This window comes from Priestia sp. 179-F W1.4 NHS (assembly GCF_045369295.1).
GTDB lineage: Bacteria > Bacillota > Bacilli > Bacillales > Bacillaceae_H > Priestia > Priestia zanthoxyli.
Genome location: NZ_JBIQFF010000002.1, coordinates 885,912 through 902,777 on the forward strand (window position 1 = coordinate 885,912; position 16,866 = coordinate 902,777).

A 16,866-nucleotide genomic window follows, 5' to 3' on the forward strand; every position below is an offset into this window, starting at 1 on the left:
GCTGGATTGTTCTTTTCTTCGTTATTATTTGCCTTCAAATAATAACTTTTCTGCTTCATCTACAATACCATTTGCACCTTGTACACTTCGGCGAAGAGACCATTTAAATACATCAACTTCATACACTTGATTGTTTTTAACCGCTTTTAGCTCTTTCCATAATGGCTGTTTTGCTAAAGGCGTATGACCTTTTTCATTTCGCATAACAATGAGTTTGTCCGGATCTGCTTTTACCAGCTGTTCCATTGTCATTTTTACACTGTACTCTTTTGTAGGATCTGTTAATGCATTTTTGAAGCCTAATTGCTCAAGAACACCCGTTGTAAAGAAATTTGAAGTTCTAGCATTAATATTACCATTTGCATCAGCGATAACAAGTACATTGCCCGGATTTTTTGGCGCTTTTGCTTTTAAATCTTTCATTTTTTGCTTATGCTCTTCTACAACTTTTTCAACTTTTGCCTTCTTGCCAACCGCTTCTCCTACTTTTAACTCCGTATTTAGTAAATCATCGTAATTAGCATTTAAATTTTTCAATTCAATTGTTGGCGCAATTTTCGATAATTCTTTATATACATTTTTATGACGTTCTGAATCAGCGATAATCAAATCTGGCTTCAACAGTTTAATCGACTCCAAGCTAGGCTGTGCTCGCGTGCCAACTGATTTGTATCCTTTGATTTCTTTTAGTACATCTTTATCAATAAGCTGTTCTGCTTTATCATCATCAGCTACTCCTACAGGTTTAATACCAGCATCTAACAATGCATCAATAAAACCTAACTCTAATACAACTACTCGCTTTGGATTTTCTTTTACTTTTGTCTCTCCAAGCTCATGTTTAACCACTCTTGTTTTTTCATTTTTTTCATCGGCTGAATTTTCCTTGTTCGTGCTGCTGCAGCCGATAAGCATTCCGATTGCCAGCATTGTAATAAAAGCCAGCAGTCCTATTTTTTTCTTATTCAAATGTCATTCCTCCTGCTTGTATCTTTATGTAGATAATTGACTCTTGAAACTGATAATCGTTATCATTATATCAGTTTTATCTATTTAAACAAGCTGATTCGTTATTTTTTAATTAAAAAAGTTATACCCATTCTATAAAAAAAGAAAGGACGCAGTAGGAGCGTCCTTTCTTTTTAATCTTCAATACAAAGATACTGAATCACTTCTTTTAAACTTTTCTCTTTCATCGATTCGATATGTAAGTGATATCTTTCGAATGACAGATGTTTAGTTAACGGATTTGGTACAATCACACAGCGCAAGCCTGCTGCCATGGCAGCTTTTGCTCCATTAGAAGAATCTTCAAATGCTAAAGCTTCAGAGGGCTCTACGCCTAGCTTTTCAATTGCATTTCGGTAAAGAGCCGGATCTGGCTTCACTTTTTCTACATCATCGCGGGTTTGAATGACTTCAAAATAGTGCAGCAAATCTAGCTCTTTTAAAAATGCTGTTACCCAGTCGCGATATGAGCTGCTTGCTAAACCAATTTTTAATCCAAGTTCTTTTGCTTCTGCCAAGTACTCTGCTACACCTTCTCGGGCTACTAATGATTTCATTTTTTCTTGATGACGTCTTAACGATTCTTGAGCCAGTTCCTCTTTCGTGAACTCATTGTTAAACTGCTGAAGCAAATAATCGTAAAGTGCCGTAGCATCCGTTCCCACATAAGAAGCAAACGTTGCAATCGGTAGATCTACTCCCCTGTCTTCTAACATTTCGCGGTACACCTCGTACCACACTGATTCTGTATCAATAATTAATCCATCAAAATCAAACACAACTGCTTTAATCATAATTTACCTACCTTTTTCTATCTTATCGTTCTTACATAGTAACACGTTCAAAATACGTAATCCATAAATGTGGCTTCCTTAATAAGATAGGCTTAAACAGGTAGTTTCTATCCTTACTTTTCTCCGACTTTCATCAAAGGTGACATTTCTTCTGTTTCCTTAAACTCAATGGAAGACAGCTGCCTTCTAAAACCTTTCGTTGCATACACCAAATAAACTAAACCAGCAATCGCCCAGCCAATCCCAAGTAAAAATGAATTGCGCTCCAAGTTAAGCCATAAAACGCCAATCGCTGCTGCTCCTAATAGTGGCATAACAATGTATGACAAAAATCCCTTAGCCGACCGGTGCTGCTTTTGATGAACAGCATAGTGCGCGATAACCGAAATATTAACAAAAGAAAACGCAATGAGTGCTCCAAAATTAATAAATGAAGTAGCCGTTGCCAGACTGAAGAAAATGGCAGTTGCTGATACAACTCCGACCAATACAATATTTCGCGAGGGAGTGCGCAGCTTAGGATGAACATAACCAAAAAATGACTGAGGTAAAATTCGATCCCGTCCCATTACGTATAATAAACGTGAAACGCTTGCATGCGATGACATGCCTGATGATAATGTCCCTGCAATTCCTCCAGCTAAAAAGACAATTTGAAACAGCGTGCCGCTCACATACATAGCAATTTCAGGAGCTGCAGCGTCTGGATGCTTGAATCCTTCTAACGTTGGAAAAACCGCTTGAATAAAATAAGATGTCACGGTAAACATGACTCCTCCAATTAACGCAACTAAAAAAATAGCTCGCGGAATCGTTTTTTTAGGATTGGGCGTTTCTTCTGATAACATGGCCACTGCATCAAACCCTAAATAGGAAAAACACATAAGTGTCGCTCCCGCTATTAGCCCTGATGACGTCATGTTCTGATTAAAAAAAGGCTTCATAGAAAAAAGGGTTCCTTCCCCCATTCCGCCTAGCAACGCTTTGATTGAAACAGCAACAAACAATACTAAAATCGTCATTTGAAATACAACAAGAAACGTATTGAAATTGGCGGTGAAATTAACGCTTCGTAAATTTAGCAGCGTAACGATAATGACGAAACTGACAACCCAAATCCACGATGGTACCGAAGGAAAAATAGATGATAAATAAATTTGAAAAATAAGTGCGTTAACCATCGGTAAAAAGAGATAATCCATTAGTGCAGACCAGCCAACTAGGAACCCTAAATGTGGATTGATTGTCTTTTGCGTATATGTATAGGCTGAGCCTGCATTTGGAAACACTTGAATCATCTTTTTGTAGCTTACTGCCGTGAGAAGCATCCCGACAAGGGCTATGATATAAGATGTGGGAACGTGTCCATTCGTCATATCAGACGCAATCCCAAACGTATCAAACACTACCATCGGAGTCATATATCCGATCCCCATTAATACAATCTGCCATAATTTCAACGACCTTTTTAATGTTACTGTTTCATGTTTCATTTATCTTCCCCCTTCACTTTATTAAGAACATTCTGACAATTTAACCCATAAATGCATATGATTTAATTTCTTTATATAAAAATGAATGACTTTCATTCATTTTTATATAAAGAGTTGTTACATTTACTATAAGCAAATATATGATTTATTTCTTTAAGTTGGTAAGGGTTGCTAACAAACTATCTTTTTCTTTTATCATATTATGAAAGCGCTTTATTTTAAATAGCTATATATTCCTAATCTCCTGCTATATCCACGCAGAAATACCCTCTGAATAAGAGGGATTTCTGCTTACAAACTGTTATTTAATCATCGTATCCAATGACTCTCTTTTCGTTTTCACTGCAACTAAACTAACAAAATCATGAATGATTGTAGCTGCAAGCAAAGAGGTTATCTGCGTTGGATCATAAGCGGGCAGCACTTCTACCAAGTCGAATCCAACATAGTTAAATCCCGTCAGAGAACGGATCATTTGCAGCGTTTCTCTGCTGCTGAATCCGCCTACTTCAAGCGTTCCCGTTCCCGGTGCACACGAAGGGTCAACAAAATCAATATCAAATGTTAAAAAGCACGGGGTATCTCCAATCGCTGTCTTCATTTGCTCCAAAATCAATGAAAACCCTTGATGTTCAAGCTCTCTTGCCGTTACTACATGGTAACCGAGATCTTTGCTTTCTTGAACATCTCCCGGATGATTTAATGTTCCGCGAATACCAATTTGAAAAACTTTCTTCGGATCTACTAGCCCTTCTTCATATGCGCGTATAAAAGGAGATCCGTGCCAATATTTTTCATCATAATACGTATCCCACGTATCTGTATGAGAATCAAAATGAATCATAGCCACTGGGCCATATCTTTTAGCAGCAGCACGAAGGCTTGCTAAAGTAACAGAATGATCTCCTCCGATTCCAATTGGAACGATTCCTCTATCCATAAGAGCTCCTACCGCTTCTTCCATCAATTCATAGCTTCTGTGAATATTGTGCGGAATAACCGGCACATCACCAATATCAATGGCATTTGTATCATCAAATGGGTATACGTCGTGTACCGGGTGATAAGGAAACAGCGTCATGGAAGCTTGACGAATGGCTTGAGGTGCAAAGCGTGCACCTACTCTGAAAGATGCTGCCGTATCAAACGGCATTCCTACTAGCCCTACTTTTACATTTTCTCTTTCCGCTGGCAGCCTCATAAATGAGCCCGTTGTACAAAACTCTGGTTTGACATCTGGGGACAATGGATATTTCATAATTTACTCCTCCGTTTCAATGATTTCAGTTAGTCGCTAGGCATTTCCACTACTAAAATCATTGAAAGCAATACAGGAATAAGAAACGTTTGACGACTCATATTCATTGCTCCTTGTTACATTTATTGGTGGTTCAGCTCATTTAATACTTTTTCAAATGTAGAAATGACTTGATCTACTTCTTCAGCTGCAATAGTCAACGGTGGCTCAATACGAATTGTTTTAGAGTTTACAAGCGTCCCAGCTACTAGAATTCCTTCATCAAACATTCCCTTAGAAAGCGCGTAGCCAATTTCATCTTGGTGGAACTCAATTCCAATCATTAAGCCTTGCCCTCTGATTTCAAGTACTTTATCTCCATGGTTTTCAGCAGCTTTCTTTAAACCAGCAAGGAAATATTCTCCTAGCTCTTTTGCACGGTTTGGCAGCTGTTCTTCAATCAACACGTTAATAGTTGCAATAGCCGCTGCGCAGGCAAGCGGATTGCCTCCAAACGTTGTTGTGTGCATAAACGGATTATCAAAGAAGCTTGAAAACACTTTTTCTTTTGCTACAACCGCGCCAGCAGGCATAACTCCTCCTCCAAACGCTTTAGCAAGACATAAAATATCGGGTACAACATCGTATAATTCTGATGCAAACATTTCACCGGTACGTCCCATGCCTGTTTGAACTTCATCAAAAATTAAGATAGCGTCGTACTCATCACATAGTGCACGCACTTCTTTTAAATAATTTTCAGGAGGAAGAATAATGCCCCCTTCTCCTTGAATTGGTTCTAATAAAACAGCTGCCACATCTTCCCCTACAAGCGCGCACGTTTCAAATGTTTTGCGCATCATGTCAATATCACCAAACGGTACATGACGGAAACCTGGAATTAACGGCAGAAATGGTTTACGGAACATTCCTTTTGCCGTACCTGATAAAGAACCTAGACTTTTTCCATGAAAAGAACGTGTTGTGGAAATAAACGTTGTTCGATCACTATACATTTTCGCTAGTTTTAAAGCGGCTTCTACACTTTCTGTTCCGCTGTTTGTGAAAAAGGAATACTTCAAATCCCCCGGTGTAATATCTGCTAAAATTTTAGCAAGCATCGCACGAAGTGGATCTAATAAGTCTTGGCTATGAAGGGCTTGACGCTGAAGCTGATCTTGAACAGCTTTGACTACTTTAGGATGACGGTGTCCCACGTTATAAATTCCAAACCCGCCCAAACAATCAATGTATTTTTTACCGTTTACATCCGTAAAACAAGAACCTTCATCTGACCATTCAACAGCTGCAAACTGCGTATCCACCGTTACTGTTTTACGATATTCTAAAAAGCCTGGGTTGACATGCTCGCGAAATCCGTCTACTGTTTCTTTCGTAATCCACTGTGCTTCTTCAGCTGACACTTCGCTTTTTTCAATAAGTCCCAGCACTTTGTTGATGTATTCGTTTACTTCACCATATGCTTTGTTTACCTCTTGATTTTTCGTCACTGTATTCATTTTAATATCGCTCCTTCTCTACTTTTTAATTTTTAAACCAGCCGATTGGCTCTACTTGTAAATTAATATTAATTTGTTTTACTTCTTGAAATTCTTCCAATCCAAACGTGCCCAGTCCTCGGCCAATTCCGCTCTGCTTATATCCGCCCCAAGGTGCTTCGTTAAACGTAAAATGATACGTGTTTACCCAAGTGATGCCCGCACGCAGCTTTTTAATCACCCGAAGAGCTTTTGCACCGTCAGTTGTAAACACGCTGCCTGCCAAACCATATTCCGTATCATTTGCAAGCTTAATAGCTTCTTTTTCATCTTTAAACGTTTGAATAACAACCACGGGCCCAAAGATTTCATCTTGCACAATTTTCATATTTGACGTAACGCTACTAAAAACCGTAGGTTCTACAAAGAATCCTTTTTCCAATCCACTGCTGTTGATTCGATTGCCTCCACATACAAGGCGCGCGCCTTCTTGCTTTCCAATTTCGATGTACTTTAATACTTTTTTCATATGTTCTTCACTTACAAGAGGACCCATTTCAATCTCTTGGTCCATTCCATTTCCTACTTTAATTTTTTGAGCACGTTCTGCAAAACGTTCGATAAATCGCTCAGCAATGCTTTCTTCTACTAAAATACGAGAACCTGCAGCGCAAATTTGGCCGCTCCCTGCAAAAATTCCAAACAAGGCATAATCTACAGCTGTTTCAAAATCAGCGTCAGCAAATATAATGTTCGGTGACTTTCCTCCAAGTTCTAAAGATACCTTCGTTACATTTTCTGCTGCTTGACGCATAATGTGTTTTCCAGTTACCGTTCCGCCTGTAAAAGAAATCTTATCAACACGCTTATCTTGAATAAGCGTATTTCCCACAGTATCTCCGGCTCCCATAACAAGGTTTGCCACTCCTTTTGGCAATCCTACGCTTTCTAAGATCTCAAAAAGTTTTGTAGGAGTAACTGGTGTCACTTCAGAAGGTTTAAATACAATCGTATTTCCTGCAGCTAAAGCAGGTGCAATTTTCCACACGCTCATTAATAGCGGATAATTCCAAGGTACAATCAATCCGCACACGCCGATTGGTTCTTTTATAACCATTGCTTGCATAGGTGCAGGAACGCTGTACGTTTGACCGTCTGGCTTTGTAATTAACCCAGCGTAATACCTAAAACAAGCAGCTGCATCTTCCACATCAGCCTCAGCTTCACGATAGGGCTTTCCGTTATCCATTGTTTCTAATGCTGCTAGTTCTTCTTTCGCTTCCTCAAGCTTATCGGCAATCTTGAATAAGATGGCTGCTCTGTCAGATGCAGAAGTCTCAGACCAAATTCCGTTGTCAAAGGCTTCTCGTGCTGCTTCAATTGCTGCTTTCATATCTTCTGCGCTGCCTTCTGCAGCATATCCAATCACTTCACCTGTCGCTGGATTAACAGTAGAGCGCTGCTTCTCTGCTTTTCTCCACTCTCCGTTTATGTACATATTCAAGGTTAAAGTTTTAACGGCTGTACGATCCATAAAATACCTCCTTATCGAATAACGACTGATTGTCAGTCATTTTAAACTTTAAAAAACTTATAATTCTGATAATTAATTGTATATTTTGAATGAATGTCAGTCATTTTAGTAGATGTAATATCAGCAGTGCTAATATTACACGGATGGCACAAGAGAACGCTTTAAGAATTGAAAAAGTTCTTCCTTTGATTGCTCAAGTGTGACATCTTGCTCTCGCCCGATATAAAAAAGTTCAGCAGCATTTTCAATCAAATTAATCATCGTCTTAGCTGTCCATTTAACGTTAAGCTGCTTGATGACTTCTTCCTTTCTAACAGCCTGATTTAATACCTCTTCAAACCAGTTGTAATAAGGTAAATAAATAGCTTCCCATGTTTCTAATGAATAGTCAAAAGCGAGCCCTGAATAGCATAAAACAAGAACATCCCTATATTCATCTGTTGTTTTATACGTTTCGTCAATCATTACCTCTAATGTACTTAAAAAATCCGTTGCTGTTTTAGCTCGTTCTTTGATTTTTTCAAGTGACAAAGAAAGTAAGTTTTCTGCAATAGCCGGAACAAGAGCATTTTTAGATCTGAAATAAAGATAAAAAGTCCCTTGTGCTACGCCTGCACGCTTTACAATGTCTGAAATTGATGTTTTATCAAGTCCTTTTTCAGATATGACTTCAATCGCTGCCTGTAAAATCTTATCGTATTTTTCACTTGTGCTTGTAACCAACTTTTTCCCTCCACCTATAAAATGAATGACTTTCATTCATTTTACTATAAGAAGTTGAAATTATGCAAGATAAAATTTTCTGAATCTTTAAATTCAATCAAAAATTTATCCGTATGCTGGCTTCAAAAATATTTTTTTATTTTATCAATTTCCTCTCACGTTTCTTATATGTCTCACTGTTATCTTTCTTCCTTTTACAATTCAAGGTAAAAGCTGATGCAAAGCTCTTTAATCACCTATTCTTCCTAAAAAATAACTTTATTAAAAAGATATTTTTTCGTATCGGTTTATACGGCTCAATTGCCGAATTACTCTTGACTTGAAGTTGACGGAGTAAAAAAAAGAGTGATAACATGTAAGACTGATTCTACAGTCACTTATTTTATCCATTTATTTCCCATATTTTCTCTTAACTACGATGTACATTTTTAGCTAAAAATAACTTTATAACGCCGAAAAATCACCCACTCTATTTCACATTTTATATTTTTTATGTTTACCACCTAAAAAAACCGGGTATACACTTCGTTGTGTTTAGCATCCGTTCTACATATCAGTCATATTGATTTAAAACTTTATAAAGGAGTTACATTGCATGAAGAAACTATTTTTAATCAGCATGATTTGTTTTCTTCTAGTTATTACTTCAGCTTGCGGCAACGGTAATGGCGCCTTTAAAGATAAAAAAACCATTACCATCGGCATGAATAACTATACTGAAAACATTGCCTACACGTACGTATGGAAACAGATTTTAGAAGATCGAGGTTATAAGGTTAGAACTGTTTTCTTAGAGAAAGCCGGTGTTTGGGTAGGAACAGCTAATAACGACATTGATATTTCGTTTGCACCATGGCTTCCTACAACAGATGCGCCTTTTTACAAAAAGTATAAAGATCAAGTAAACATTGAAGACCCTTGGCTTAAAAATGCGCGCTTAGGATTTGCGGTTCCCGCCTATATGAAAGACGTGAACACAACAGAAGACCTTGCTAAGGTTGCTTCTGATGTCGATAACAAAGTTATTGGAATTGACCCAGGCTCCAGCATTAACGGATTAGCCGAACAAGCGTTAAAAGATTATAACCTTAAAAGCTATACGCTTGTAAAATCGTCTGAGGCAGCTATGCTCAGTGAACTGCGCAAAGCCTATGAGGCAAAAAAACCAATTGTTGTTACTATGTGGAATCCTCACTGGGCTTTTGCAGACTTTGACATCAAATATTTAGAAGATCCTAAAAACTCGTTTGGAGACCCTGACAACATTTACACAATGACAAGCAAGGAATTTAAAAAGACAAATCCTCAAGTCATAAAATGGATGAATAATGCACAGATGAACGATAAATTAATCAGTCCTCTTCTGTCACAAGTTGAAAAATCTTCAAACCCTGAAGAAGCAGCACAGAAATGGGTAAAAAAACATAAAAAGTTAATCGATAGTTGGACGAAAAAGTAATGAACGTAAAAGAAAACAACAATTGAGGTGGACATATGGAACACGTAAAATTAAAAGTACAAAATATAACCAAAGTGTTTGGTAAGAATCCGTCAAAAGCGATTGATTTACTTCAAAAAGGAAAAACAAAAAAAGAAATTCTAGAAGAAACAGGAATGACAATTGGAGTTAATCAAGCAAACTTCGAAATCAAATCCGGTGAAATTTTCGTCATTATGGGCCTGTCTGGAAGCGGTAAATCCACTTTAGTTCGCATGTTTAACCGCCTTGTTGAACCAACATCTGGATCTCTTATTTTAGACGGTGACGATGTAGTAAAAATGAACAAAGAGGAACTTCGCGACATGCGCCGAAAAAAAATGAGCATGGTTTTCCAAAACTTTGCTTTATTCCCTCACCGTACGGTTCTTGATAACACAGAATACGGATTAGAAGTTCAAGGTACACCAAAAGCCGAACGCGAAAAGAAAGCAAAAGAAGCGCTTGAATTAGTAGGTTTAAAAGGATACGAAAATCAATATCCCGGTGAACTGAGCGGCGGTATGCAGCAGCGCGTCGGACTAGCTCGAGCACTTGCCAATGACCCTGACATTTTATTAATGGATGAGGCATTCAGTGCACTAGATCCGCTTATTCGTAAAGACATGCAAGATTTTTTGCTGGAGCTTCAAGAAAAAATGGAGCGAACAATCATTTTTATTACCCATGATCTTGATGAAGCTCTTCGAATCGGAGATCGCATCGTTTTAATGAAAGACGGCAGTGTTGTTCAAGTAGGAACACCTGAAGAAATTATGACAAACCCTGCCAATGATTATGTAGAGCGCTTTGTCGAAGACGTTAATGTAGCTAAAGTATACACAGCTGAAAGCGTGATGAATCGTGCCGAATCCATTACCGTAGACCGCGGTCCGCGCGTGGCTCTTAAAATTATGCAAGAAGCTGGTTATTCAAGCATCTACGTCGTAGACAAGAAAAAAACTCTTCTAGGAGTTGTAACGGCAGATGATATCAGCCGCGCCATTAAACAAGATAAACTGACAGCAGACGTATTAGATACGGATATTCCGACTGTTACGACAGATACGCTACTAGAAAACTTGTACGACAAAATGGTTATCAGCCGTTTCCCGCTACCGGTTGTAGATGAAAACCATCGTCTGCGCGGCATCATTAAAAAAGAGCGAGTGATTGAAGCACTTGCCGGTACTGATAGTAATGAGGTGAACGTAAATGAATAGTATTCCTAAAATTCCCGTTGGCAATTGGATTGACCATTTTGTCACGTTTTTAAATGATAATATCAAAGGTTTTTTTGATGTTATTTCAGCTATTGTCGATGGTATTGTAAGTTTTATTGTACTAGTGCTAACCTTTCCACCAGCATTAATTTTAATCTTAATTGTCGGAATTATTGCTTGGTTTTCAAGTAAAAAATGGTCATTTACTATTTTATCGATGATTGGTCTATTATTTATTCTTAATCTTGGCTACTGGCAAGAAACAATGGACACACTAGCCCTCGTTTTAACAAGCGTATTAATTTCAATTATAGTAGGAATCCCGCTAGGCATTTGGGCATCTCAAAGCGAAAAGACAGCTCGGATTATTACGCCAATCTTAGACTTTATGCAAACGATGCCGGCATTTGTGTATTTGATTCCAGCACTTTTCTTCTTTGGAATTGGTGTGGTGCCAGGTGTTATCTCATCTGTTATCTTTGCAATGCCTCCAACGATTCGCTTAACGAACCTAGGTATTCGTGAAGTACCCGCTGACTTAGTAGAAGCAGCAAATGCCTACGGTTCAACAACAAAACAAAAATTATTTAAAGTACAGCTTCCATTAGCTACAAAAACAATTATGGCAGGAATTAACCAAAGCATCATGCTATCTCTTTCAATGGTCGTTATTGCCTCTCTTGTAGGTGCTCCGGGACTTGGTGCAGAAGTATATCGTGCAGTTTCGCGACTTGAAGTCGGCACGGGCTTTGAAGCTGGAATTTCAATCGTTATTTTAGCAATTATTTTAGACCGTATTACGCAATATTTTGGAAATCGTTCAAACCAACGAGCATAAATAAAAAGAAGCCAACTCACCGGAGTTGGCTTCTTTTTATTTATGTTTGTAGCACGCTACAAAGATTGCTTCTCCTTGAAACGATTCAATTCCCTGTTGATTCGTTTTGATTTCGAAAAACTGTTTAAATCCGCTTGGTACATTCAGCATATATTGAGTAAGCTCACGCTTTGTCTCTTGGGGAACATTCATCATCGCACACCAGTCATCAAATAAAAAGCGCTTTGGAAAAGTTGTCAGCACTTCTGTACGGAATCCTTGCATTTCAAGCATAGAAAGCCACTCTGTTTTTTTATAAGCACGATAATGGCTTGGATCTCTTATCTTTTCAACTCGATTATAAAACTCGTCATAAGCATTCACTTCCGGTGCTACATTATCAATGAGCAAGAACTGTCCTCCTGGCTTTAACACTCGGTATACCTCTTTGATGAACTGTTTAATATTAGGAAAATGGTGCGGTGCAATTCTGCACGTTACCGTATCAAACTCGTCATCTTGAAATGGCATATCCTCAGCATCTCCTTGAACAAACGATACATTTTCATGACCATTTTCTTTAATGAAGCCTTCAGCACTTTGCAACATTTGAGGAGTTAAGTCAAAAGCGGTTACTTCTTGAAAGACAGGTGCTAGCTTATTTGCCACGTGTCCTCCTCCTGTCGCTACATCAAGCAGCTTTCCTCCTCTATTTTCTTCAGCAATTTCCGCTAAAACCGCTAAATCTTTGCCTTTTGCATGACCTTTACTTTTGACATACTTTCCGGCATTCCCCCCGAACTGACTGACCACCATTTCTTTATTACTCATCTATTCTCCCCCCATTTCCCTCTTTAAAACTCTCTCTTACTCTACCTAGTGCATTCACATATTTATTATGAAACGTGTGAATGTATTCTTTTTCTTTCTCCCCACTGATGAAACATGCGAAACAGCGGAGGCAGAAGCAGCCAAATTGTTAAAATACGAAGCACTTGGACCGCTACTACTAACGTCGAATCAGCCTGCAGTACAATGGATGTAGTCGCCATTTCTGCAATGCCTCCAGGAGCAAACGCTAAAATAGACGTGATAAGCTCAATTCCAGTTATTTTGGAAACGAATAGTGCACATACGAACATAGCGGCGATTAAGCCGATTGTATTAATAAGCGCAACAACCATAATTTTTTTTACCCCAATAAACATTTCTTTATGAAAGCGAGAACCGATGCTTGAAGCAATAAAAATTTGCGATAAAATCATTACAGAATGAGGCCAGTATGCTTGAAGATTATACCCTACGTACGATGAAGCAGCTGTTTGAACAATCGCAACAGTAAGCATCCCTCCTACTAACCAAGGAGCAGGAAATTTTAGTTTTTTCCCTATATAATAGCCGACTACTGCTGTAACAATTAAAACGCCTGTCCACAACAGTGATCCCCACTCAAAAACACTCGGGGTAACGGACACTGCATGCCGTCCTGTATTACTTCCCCAATAGACTACAAATAAAGGAACAGCAAGCACAACTAAAAACACGCGCATCGTTTGAATGATGCTTACAACTGCCGTATTGGCTCCTACTTCTTCAGCCATGCCTGGCATGGCGCTCATTCCACCCGGAGTCGTACCGAAAAAGCTTGTTAATAAGTCTGTAGAACTGAACTTCCATAGCAAATAACCGGATAAAAGAGAAAAAACAACGGACAGCAAAAGCATAATCGTAATGGTGGACCAGTGAGATTGAAACGTAGTCACCACAGATAAGTTAATCTTTTGACCTAATTCAATCCCTAAAATGCACTGTCCAGCGTACAGCCAATATTTTGGAATGCCTTTTTTGCTTGTTTGAGATAAAAAACGCGGCTTTCGAAAAGCTAGAATAGCAGCTAAAATGAGAGTCCCAAGCATCCAGCCAATGGATAAGCCTGTTAACGATAAAAGAAATCCTCCCACGCTTGTTAATAGAATAAAAAATATAGATTGTAAAAAAACAACTCTTGCGTTCATACCTACTTCCTTCCTTCTACAAGGCTTTTCTTTCTTACACCGAACATTCTTCTTCTTAACTATAGTATAATTTTAGAGATAATTAAAATATCGAAATTTTATTATAAACCATTCATTTTTTTTATTTCTGGAGGGATAGTATGGACGATCGAGATTGGCTTATTCTACAAGTGTTGTATCGAGAAAAAAACATTACAAAAGCAGCCAAGGAGCTGTTTATATCTCAGCCTGCGCTTACGCATAGACTGCAGCAGATGGAGAAGGAATTTCATGTTCAGATTGTGAACAGAGGGCGCCGCGGAGTTCAGTTTACACCGCAGGGAGAATATTTAGTGAAGTGCGCAGAAGACATGCTGCTCACTCTCCAAAAAATAAAAGAAAATGTGTTAAACATGGATGATCAATTAACCGGTACTTTACGTCTAGGAGTGTCTAATTTTTTCACTGACTACAAGCTCCCTGGGCTATTGCGCTTATTTAAAGAGCGGTTTCCTGATGTTGAATTCAAAGTCACAACCGGATGGAGCAGCGACATGGCTCATCTGCTTTATAAGCACGATGTTCATATTGCGTTTGTAAAAGGTGATTATAACTGGCAAGATCAAAAAGAGCTGCTTTTTAAAGAAACAATTTGCATTGCGTCTGCACAGCCTGTCGACATAAACAATCTTCCCAATCTACCTCGAATTGATTATCATCAAGATCGTTTTTTAAAAACATCCGTTGATAACTGGTGGGCTGAAAATTACTCTCAGCCTCCCCTTGTCAGCATTGAAGTAGATAAAGCAGAAACATGTAAAAAGATGGTTGTAAACGGACTGGGCTATGCGATTTTGCCGAGTATGCTGCTTGACGATGCTGCAGAGATTTACAGATACACGTTAAAAACTAAAGATCAAGTACCTTTAACGCGCAGCACATGGATGTTTTATCATGAGGACTCCTTAAAAATTAACATTGTAAAAGCTTTTATTGAGTTCATTCAAAACTTGGATTTAAAAGATGTACACTGACAGAAAAAGGTTGAGACATACTGAAATGAATCTAATTCTAAAGACGAACAAATGGGATATATGAGCGGAACTGCTTAAGACACCGCAGTTGATTTCCGTGCAAGACTTCGCTTTCCGCGGGCGACAGGTGAGCCTCCTCGTCGCTCACGCTCCTGTGGGGTCTCACCTGTTCCGCTTTTCCCGCAGGAGTCTTCGTCTTGCTCTCCAATCAACTGCTAGAAGGAACGAAACAGATGAAACTACACTTACCACAACAAAAAAACGAACCAAGAATTAAAAACTTTAATCAATGGTTCGTTTTTCACTCCATCTAAAATCCTTTTGTCCCAACCTTTTTCTATTGTATTTATTCATCATTTGCTCCGCCCATTAAGTCAGAATACAGCTTGCTTTGCTGCTCAAGAAAGACTTTAGCACCGCTGCTATTTTTATAAAAAGAGGTTAAATCATTATCTTTAAGAAGCTGTTCCCATTCTTTTGTATGAACCATTTCATACACGGCCTTATTCCAATATGCTACCTGTTCTTTGGTCATATTAGACGGTCCCATTAGACCTCTCCAATGGCTAAACGTTACGTCAATTCCCGCTTCTTTCCACGTCGGTATCTCTTTTAGCTCTTCTAGCCTTTTAGGAGAAGAAACGGCGAGTATCCTTACCTGCCCCTGTTCATACTGCTTTTTTACTTCTGATAATGACATGGGTGCTACATCTAGCTGATGATGAACGAGCGCATCAATTACTTTATGACTGCTGTTATAAACGAAAAACTCAAGCTTGGAAGAGTCTACGCCTGCTTTTTTATTTAGCTGCATGAACGATAAATGATCGTCGTTTCCTAATCGAGGTGATATTCCCACTTTCATACTGGATTCACTTTGATTTAACGTGTGTATGAGCTGTTTTAAATTGTATATAGGAGAGTTAACAGGAACTACGATGACCTCCCATTCAGATGTTAAAATAGCGAGCGGAGTAAAGTCTTTATAGGTTAATTGACTTTGCCCTAGCAAATTATTTGTAATCAGCAAACTGGAATTCCCGGAAACAATATTTCCTTCTTTTCTCTGTTTAATATATTTCCATCCTTCTTCACCTTGCCCACCTATTTTATTACTAACAGAAACGGGTACCTTCACAATCTTCTTTTCCGTTAGCACTTGTTGAATGGCTCTTACTGTTGCATCTGCTCCTCCGCCTTTTGCACCGGCTGCCACAATTTCAATTTTTTCCATACTAATGCGGTCTTTTTTAGAGGGAGTAGAACAGCTAACAAGCAATGCACTTATAAACACTATCATGAGCTTTTTGATCATATATACCATCCTTCAAGGCTAATGCTACGCTAAATAGTACTTGCGCTCCGGTCTTCCAATAATCCCATAATCATATTCAACGTGACATTCACCGGTTGATACTAGATACTCTAAATATCGTCTAGCTGTCGTTCTAGATACTCCCATGTGTTGCCCCATCTCTTCGATCGTAATTCCTTTGATGCTTTTCAAAATGTCTTTTGACTTTTGTAATGTGATACCATCAATACCTGAAGGAAGAGATTTATCCGCTTTTGGCTTTGTTCTGACATGTCCAAAGTACGCATCAATAAATGATTGATCAACTTCTTCATGCGTACTAAACAGTTCCTTTTTCTCTTGATACTGTTTAATAGCATTAATGAAGGATTCCATCATAACCGGCTTAATCAAATAATTAACGACGCCGTTTCTCAAACAGATTTCTACAATGTTTTTTTCTGTTGCAGCCGTTACCACGATAACGTCAACTTGTGGAAACTGTGCTCTGATTTTTGGGAGTAAATCTGTTCCCATTTCATCTGGCATATAGATGTCTAAAAGAAGTAAATCAACTTTCTTCTCCTTTAGCATTTCAAGCGTCTCTTTTGCATTCAACGCTTTGCCTACGACTTCTACACCATCTACTTCTAATAAAAATCGCTCTTGAACTTGAGCAATTCGAAAATCGTCTTCTGCAATTGCGACTCGTAACATTTCGACTCTCCCCTTACTTCTC

At 38.5% G+C, this 16,866-nt stretch carries 16 protein-coding genes; 4 read left to right on the forward strand and 12 right to left on the reverse strand.

Features of this window, described 5'->3' with window-relative positions:
• Positions 1 to 24: 24 nt before the first annotated feature.
• The 7 genes from ACH0CI_RS14975 to ACH0CI_RS15005 form a co-directional block, all read right to left on the reverse strand.
• Positions 25 to 969: an ABC transporter substrate-binding protein gene (locus tag ACH0CI_RS14975; protein ID WP_406901746.1), complete on the reverse strand. Its 945-nt coding sequence runs from the start codon at positions 967 to 969 to the stop codon at positions 25 to 27.
• A 173-nt stretch (positions 970 to 1,142) separates the two neighbouring features.
• Positions 1,143 to 1,802: an HAD family hydrolase gene (locus ACH0CI_RS14980; RefSeq protein ID WP_014461428.1), complete on the reverse strand. Its 660-nt coding sequence runs from the start codon at positions 1,800 to 1,802 to the stop codon at positions 1,143 to 1,145.
• Positions 1,803 to 1,915: 113 nt separating this feature from the next.
• The gene (locus ACH0CI_RS14985) at positions 1,916 to 3,295 is read right to left on the reverse strand and encodes an APC family permease (RefSeq protein ID WP_098113712.1); all 1,380 of its coding nucleotides are present in this window, start codon (positions 3,293 to 3,295) and stop codon (positions 1,916 to 1,918) included.
• A 301-nt stretch (positions 3,296 to 3,596) separates the two neighbouring features.
• Positions 3,597 to 4,553, reverse strand: coding sequence for an agmatinase (gene speB, locus ACH0CI_RS14990; protein ID WP_406901747.1), 957 nt, complete (start codon positions 4,551 to 4,553; stop codon positions 3,597 to 3,599).
• A gap of 122 nt (positions 4,554 to 4,675) precedes the next feature.
• Positions 4,676 to 6,052 (reverse strand): putrescine aminotransferase, encoded by a 1,377-nt coding sequence (locus ACH0CI_RS14995; protein WP_033578138.1) that lies wholly within the window; start codon positions 6,050 to 6,052, stop codon positions 4,676 to 4,678.
• 25 nt (positions 6,053 to 6,077) lie between these two features.
• On the reverse strand, positions 6,078 to 7,565 hold the full coding sequence (locus ACH0CI_RS15000; RefSeq protein ID WP_406901748.1) for an aldehyde dehydrogenase family protein: 1,488 nt from the start codon (positions 7,563 to 7,565) through the stop codon (positions 6,078 to 6,080).
• Between the two features lie 135 nt (positions 7,566 to 7,700).
• Complete coding sequence (locus tag ACH0CI_RS15005; protein WP_028412132.1) at positions 7,701 to 8,288, reverse strand: TetR/AcrR family transcriptional regulator; 588 nt, start codon at positions 8,286 to 8,288, stop codon at positions 7,701 to 7,703.
• Between the two features lie 595 nt (positions 8,289 to 8,883).
• On the opposite strand from ACH0CI_RS15005, the gene ACH0CI_RS15010 reads away from it, so the two are divergent.
• Genes ACH0CI_RS15010 through ACH0CI_RS15020 form a run of 3 tightly spaced genes read left to right on the forward strand, consistent with a single transcriptional unit; the run spans position 8,884 to position 11,826 of the window.
• The gene (locus ACH0CI_RS15010) at positions 8,884 to 9,747 is read left to right on the forward strand and encodes a glycine betaine ABC transporter substrate-binding protein (protein WP_028412131.1); all 864 of its coding nucleotides are present in this window, start codon (positions 8,884 to 8,886) and stop codon (positions 9,745 to 9,747) included.
• Between the two features lie 35 nt (positions 9,748 to 9,782).
• Positions 9,783 to 10,988: a quaternary amine ABC transporter ATP-binding protein gene (locus tag ACH0CI_RS15015; RefSeq protein ID WP_013081886.1), complete on the forward strand. Its 1,206-nt coding sequence runs from the start codon at positions 9,783 to 9,785 to the stop codon at positions 10,986 to 10,988.
• The gene (locus ACH0CI_RS15020; RefSeq protein WP_013081885.1) at positions 10,981 to 11,826 is read left to right on the forward strand and encodes an ABC transporter permease; all 846 of its coding nucleotides are present in this window, start codon (positions 10,981 to 10,983) and stop codon (positions 11,824 to 11,826) included. The genes ACH0CI_RS15015 and ACH0CI_RS15020 overlap by 8 nt, the downstream gene beginning before the upstream one ends.
• 36 nt (positions 11,827 to 11,862) lie before the next feature.
• Here the strand turns inward: ACH0CI_RS15020 and ACH0CI_RS15025 are convergent, their stop codons facing one another.
• On the reverse strand, positions 11,863 to 12,636 hold the full coding sequence (locus ACH0CI_RS15025; protein WP_406901749.1) for a class I SAM-dependent methyltransferase: 774 nt from the start codon (positions 12,634 to 12,636) through the stop codon (positions 11,863 to 11,865).
• 65 nt (positions 12,637 to 12,701) lie between these two features.
• Complete coding sequence (locus ACH0CI_RS15030; RefSeq protein WP_028412129.1) at positions 12,702 to 13,820, reverse strand: AbrB family transcriptional regulator; 1,119 nt, start codon at positions 13,818 to 13,820, stop codon at positions 12,702 to 12,704.
• A 140-nt stretch (positions 13,821 to 13,960) separates the two neighbouring features.
• Here ACH0CI_RS15030 and ACH0CI_RS15035 point away from each other — a divergent pair, with 140 nt between their 5' ends.
• Positions 13,961 to 14,833 (forward strand): LysR family transcriptional regulator, encoded by an 873-nt coding sequence (locus ACH0CI_RS15035; RefSeq protein ID WP_335707613.1) that lies wholly within the window; start codon positions 13,961 to 13,963, stop codon positions 14,831 to 14,833.
• 74 nt (positions 14,834 to 14,907) lie between these two features.
• On the opposite strand, the gene ACH0CI_RS15040 is transcribed toward ACH0CI_RS15035, so the two are convergent.
• From ACH0CI_RS15040 to ACH0CI_RS15050, 3 genes are all read right to left on the reverse strand, one after another.
• The gene (locus ACH0CI_RS15040; RefSeq protein ID WP_335707612.1) at positions 14,908 to 15,045 is read right to left on the reverse strand and encodes a hypothetical protein; all 138 of its coding nucleotides are present in this window, start codon (positions 15,043 to 15,045) and stop codon (positions 14,908 to 14,910) included.
• Between the two features lie 134 nt (positions 15,046 to 15,179).
• On the reverse strand, positions 15,180 to 16,148 hold the full coding sequence (locus tag ACH0CI_RS15045; RefSeq protein ID WP_335707611.1) for a tripartite tricarboxylate transporter substrate binding protein: 969 nt from the start codon (positions 16,146 to 16,148) through the stop codon (positions 15,180 to 15,182).
• Between the two features lie 24 nt (positions 16,149 to 16,172).
• On the reverse strand, positions 16,173 to 16,844 hold the full coding sequence (locus tag ACH0CI_RS15050) for a response regulator (RefSeq protein WP_028412126.1): 672 nt from the start codon (positions 16,842 to 16,844) through the stop codon (positions 16,173 to 16,175).
• Between the last annotated feature and the right edge of the window lie 22 nt (positions 16,845 to 16,866).

Bases quoted from the DNA above. Each gene is read 5' to 3' on its own strand.
- ACH0CI_RS15015 (WP_013081886.1), top strand. From the start codon at position 9,783: ATGGAACACGTAAAATTAAAAGTACAAAATATAACCAAAGTGTTTGGT.
- ACH0CI_RS15050 (WP_028412126.1), bottom strand. From the start codon at position 16,844: ATGTTACGAGTCGCAATTGCAGAAGACGATTTTCGAATTGCTCAAGTT.
- ACH0CI_RS14995 (WP_033578138.1), bottom strand. From the start codon at position 6,052: ATGAATACAGTGACGAAAAATCAAGAGGTAAACAAAGCATATGGTGAA.
- ACH0CI_RS15020 (WP_013081885.1), top strand. From the start codon at position 10,981: ATGAATAGTATTCCTAAAATTCCCGTTGGCAATTGGATTGACCATTTT.
- ACH0CI_RS15045 (WP_335707611.1), bottom strand. From the start codon at position 16,148: ATGATCAAAAAGCTCATGATAGTGTTTATAAGTGCATTGCTTGTTAGC.
- ACH0CI_RS14980 (WP_014461428.1), bottom strand. From the start codon at position 1,802: ATGATTAAAGCAGTTGTGTTTGATTTTGATGGATTAATTATTGATACA.
- ACH0CI_RS15035 (WP_335707613.1), top strand. From the start codon at position 13,961: ATGGACGATCGAGATTGGCTTATTCTACAAGTGTTGTATCGAGAAAAA.
- ACH0CI_RS15030 (WP_028412129.1), bottom strand. From the start codon at position 13,820: ATGAACGCAAGAGTTGTTTTTTTACAATCTATATTTTTTATTCTATTA.
- speB (WP_406901747.1), bottom strand. From the start codon at position 4,553: ATGAAATATCCATTGTCCCCAGATGTCAAACCAGAGTTTTGTACAACG.
- ACH0CI_RS15000 (WP_406901748.1), bottom strand. From the start codon at position 7,565: ATGGATCGTACAGCCGTTAAAACTTTAACCTTGAATATGTACATAAAC.
- ACH0CI_RS15025 (WP_406901749.1), bottom strand. From the start codon at position 12,636: ATGAGTAATAAAGAAATGGTGGTCAGTCAGTTCGGGGGGAATGCCGGA.
- ACH0CI_RS14985 (WP_098113712.1), bottom strand. From the start codon at position 3,295: ATGAAACATGAAACAGTAACATTAAAAAGGTCGTTGAAATTATGGCAG.
- ACH0CI_RS15010 (WP_028412131.1), top strand. From the start codon at position 8,884: ATGAAGAAACTATTTTTAATCAGCATGATTTGTTTTCTTCTAGTTATT.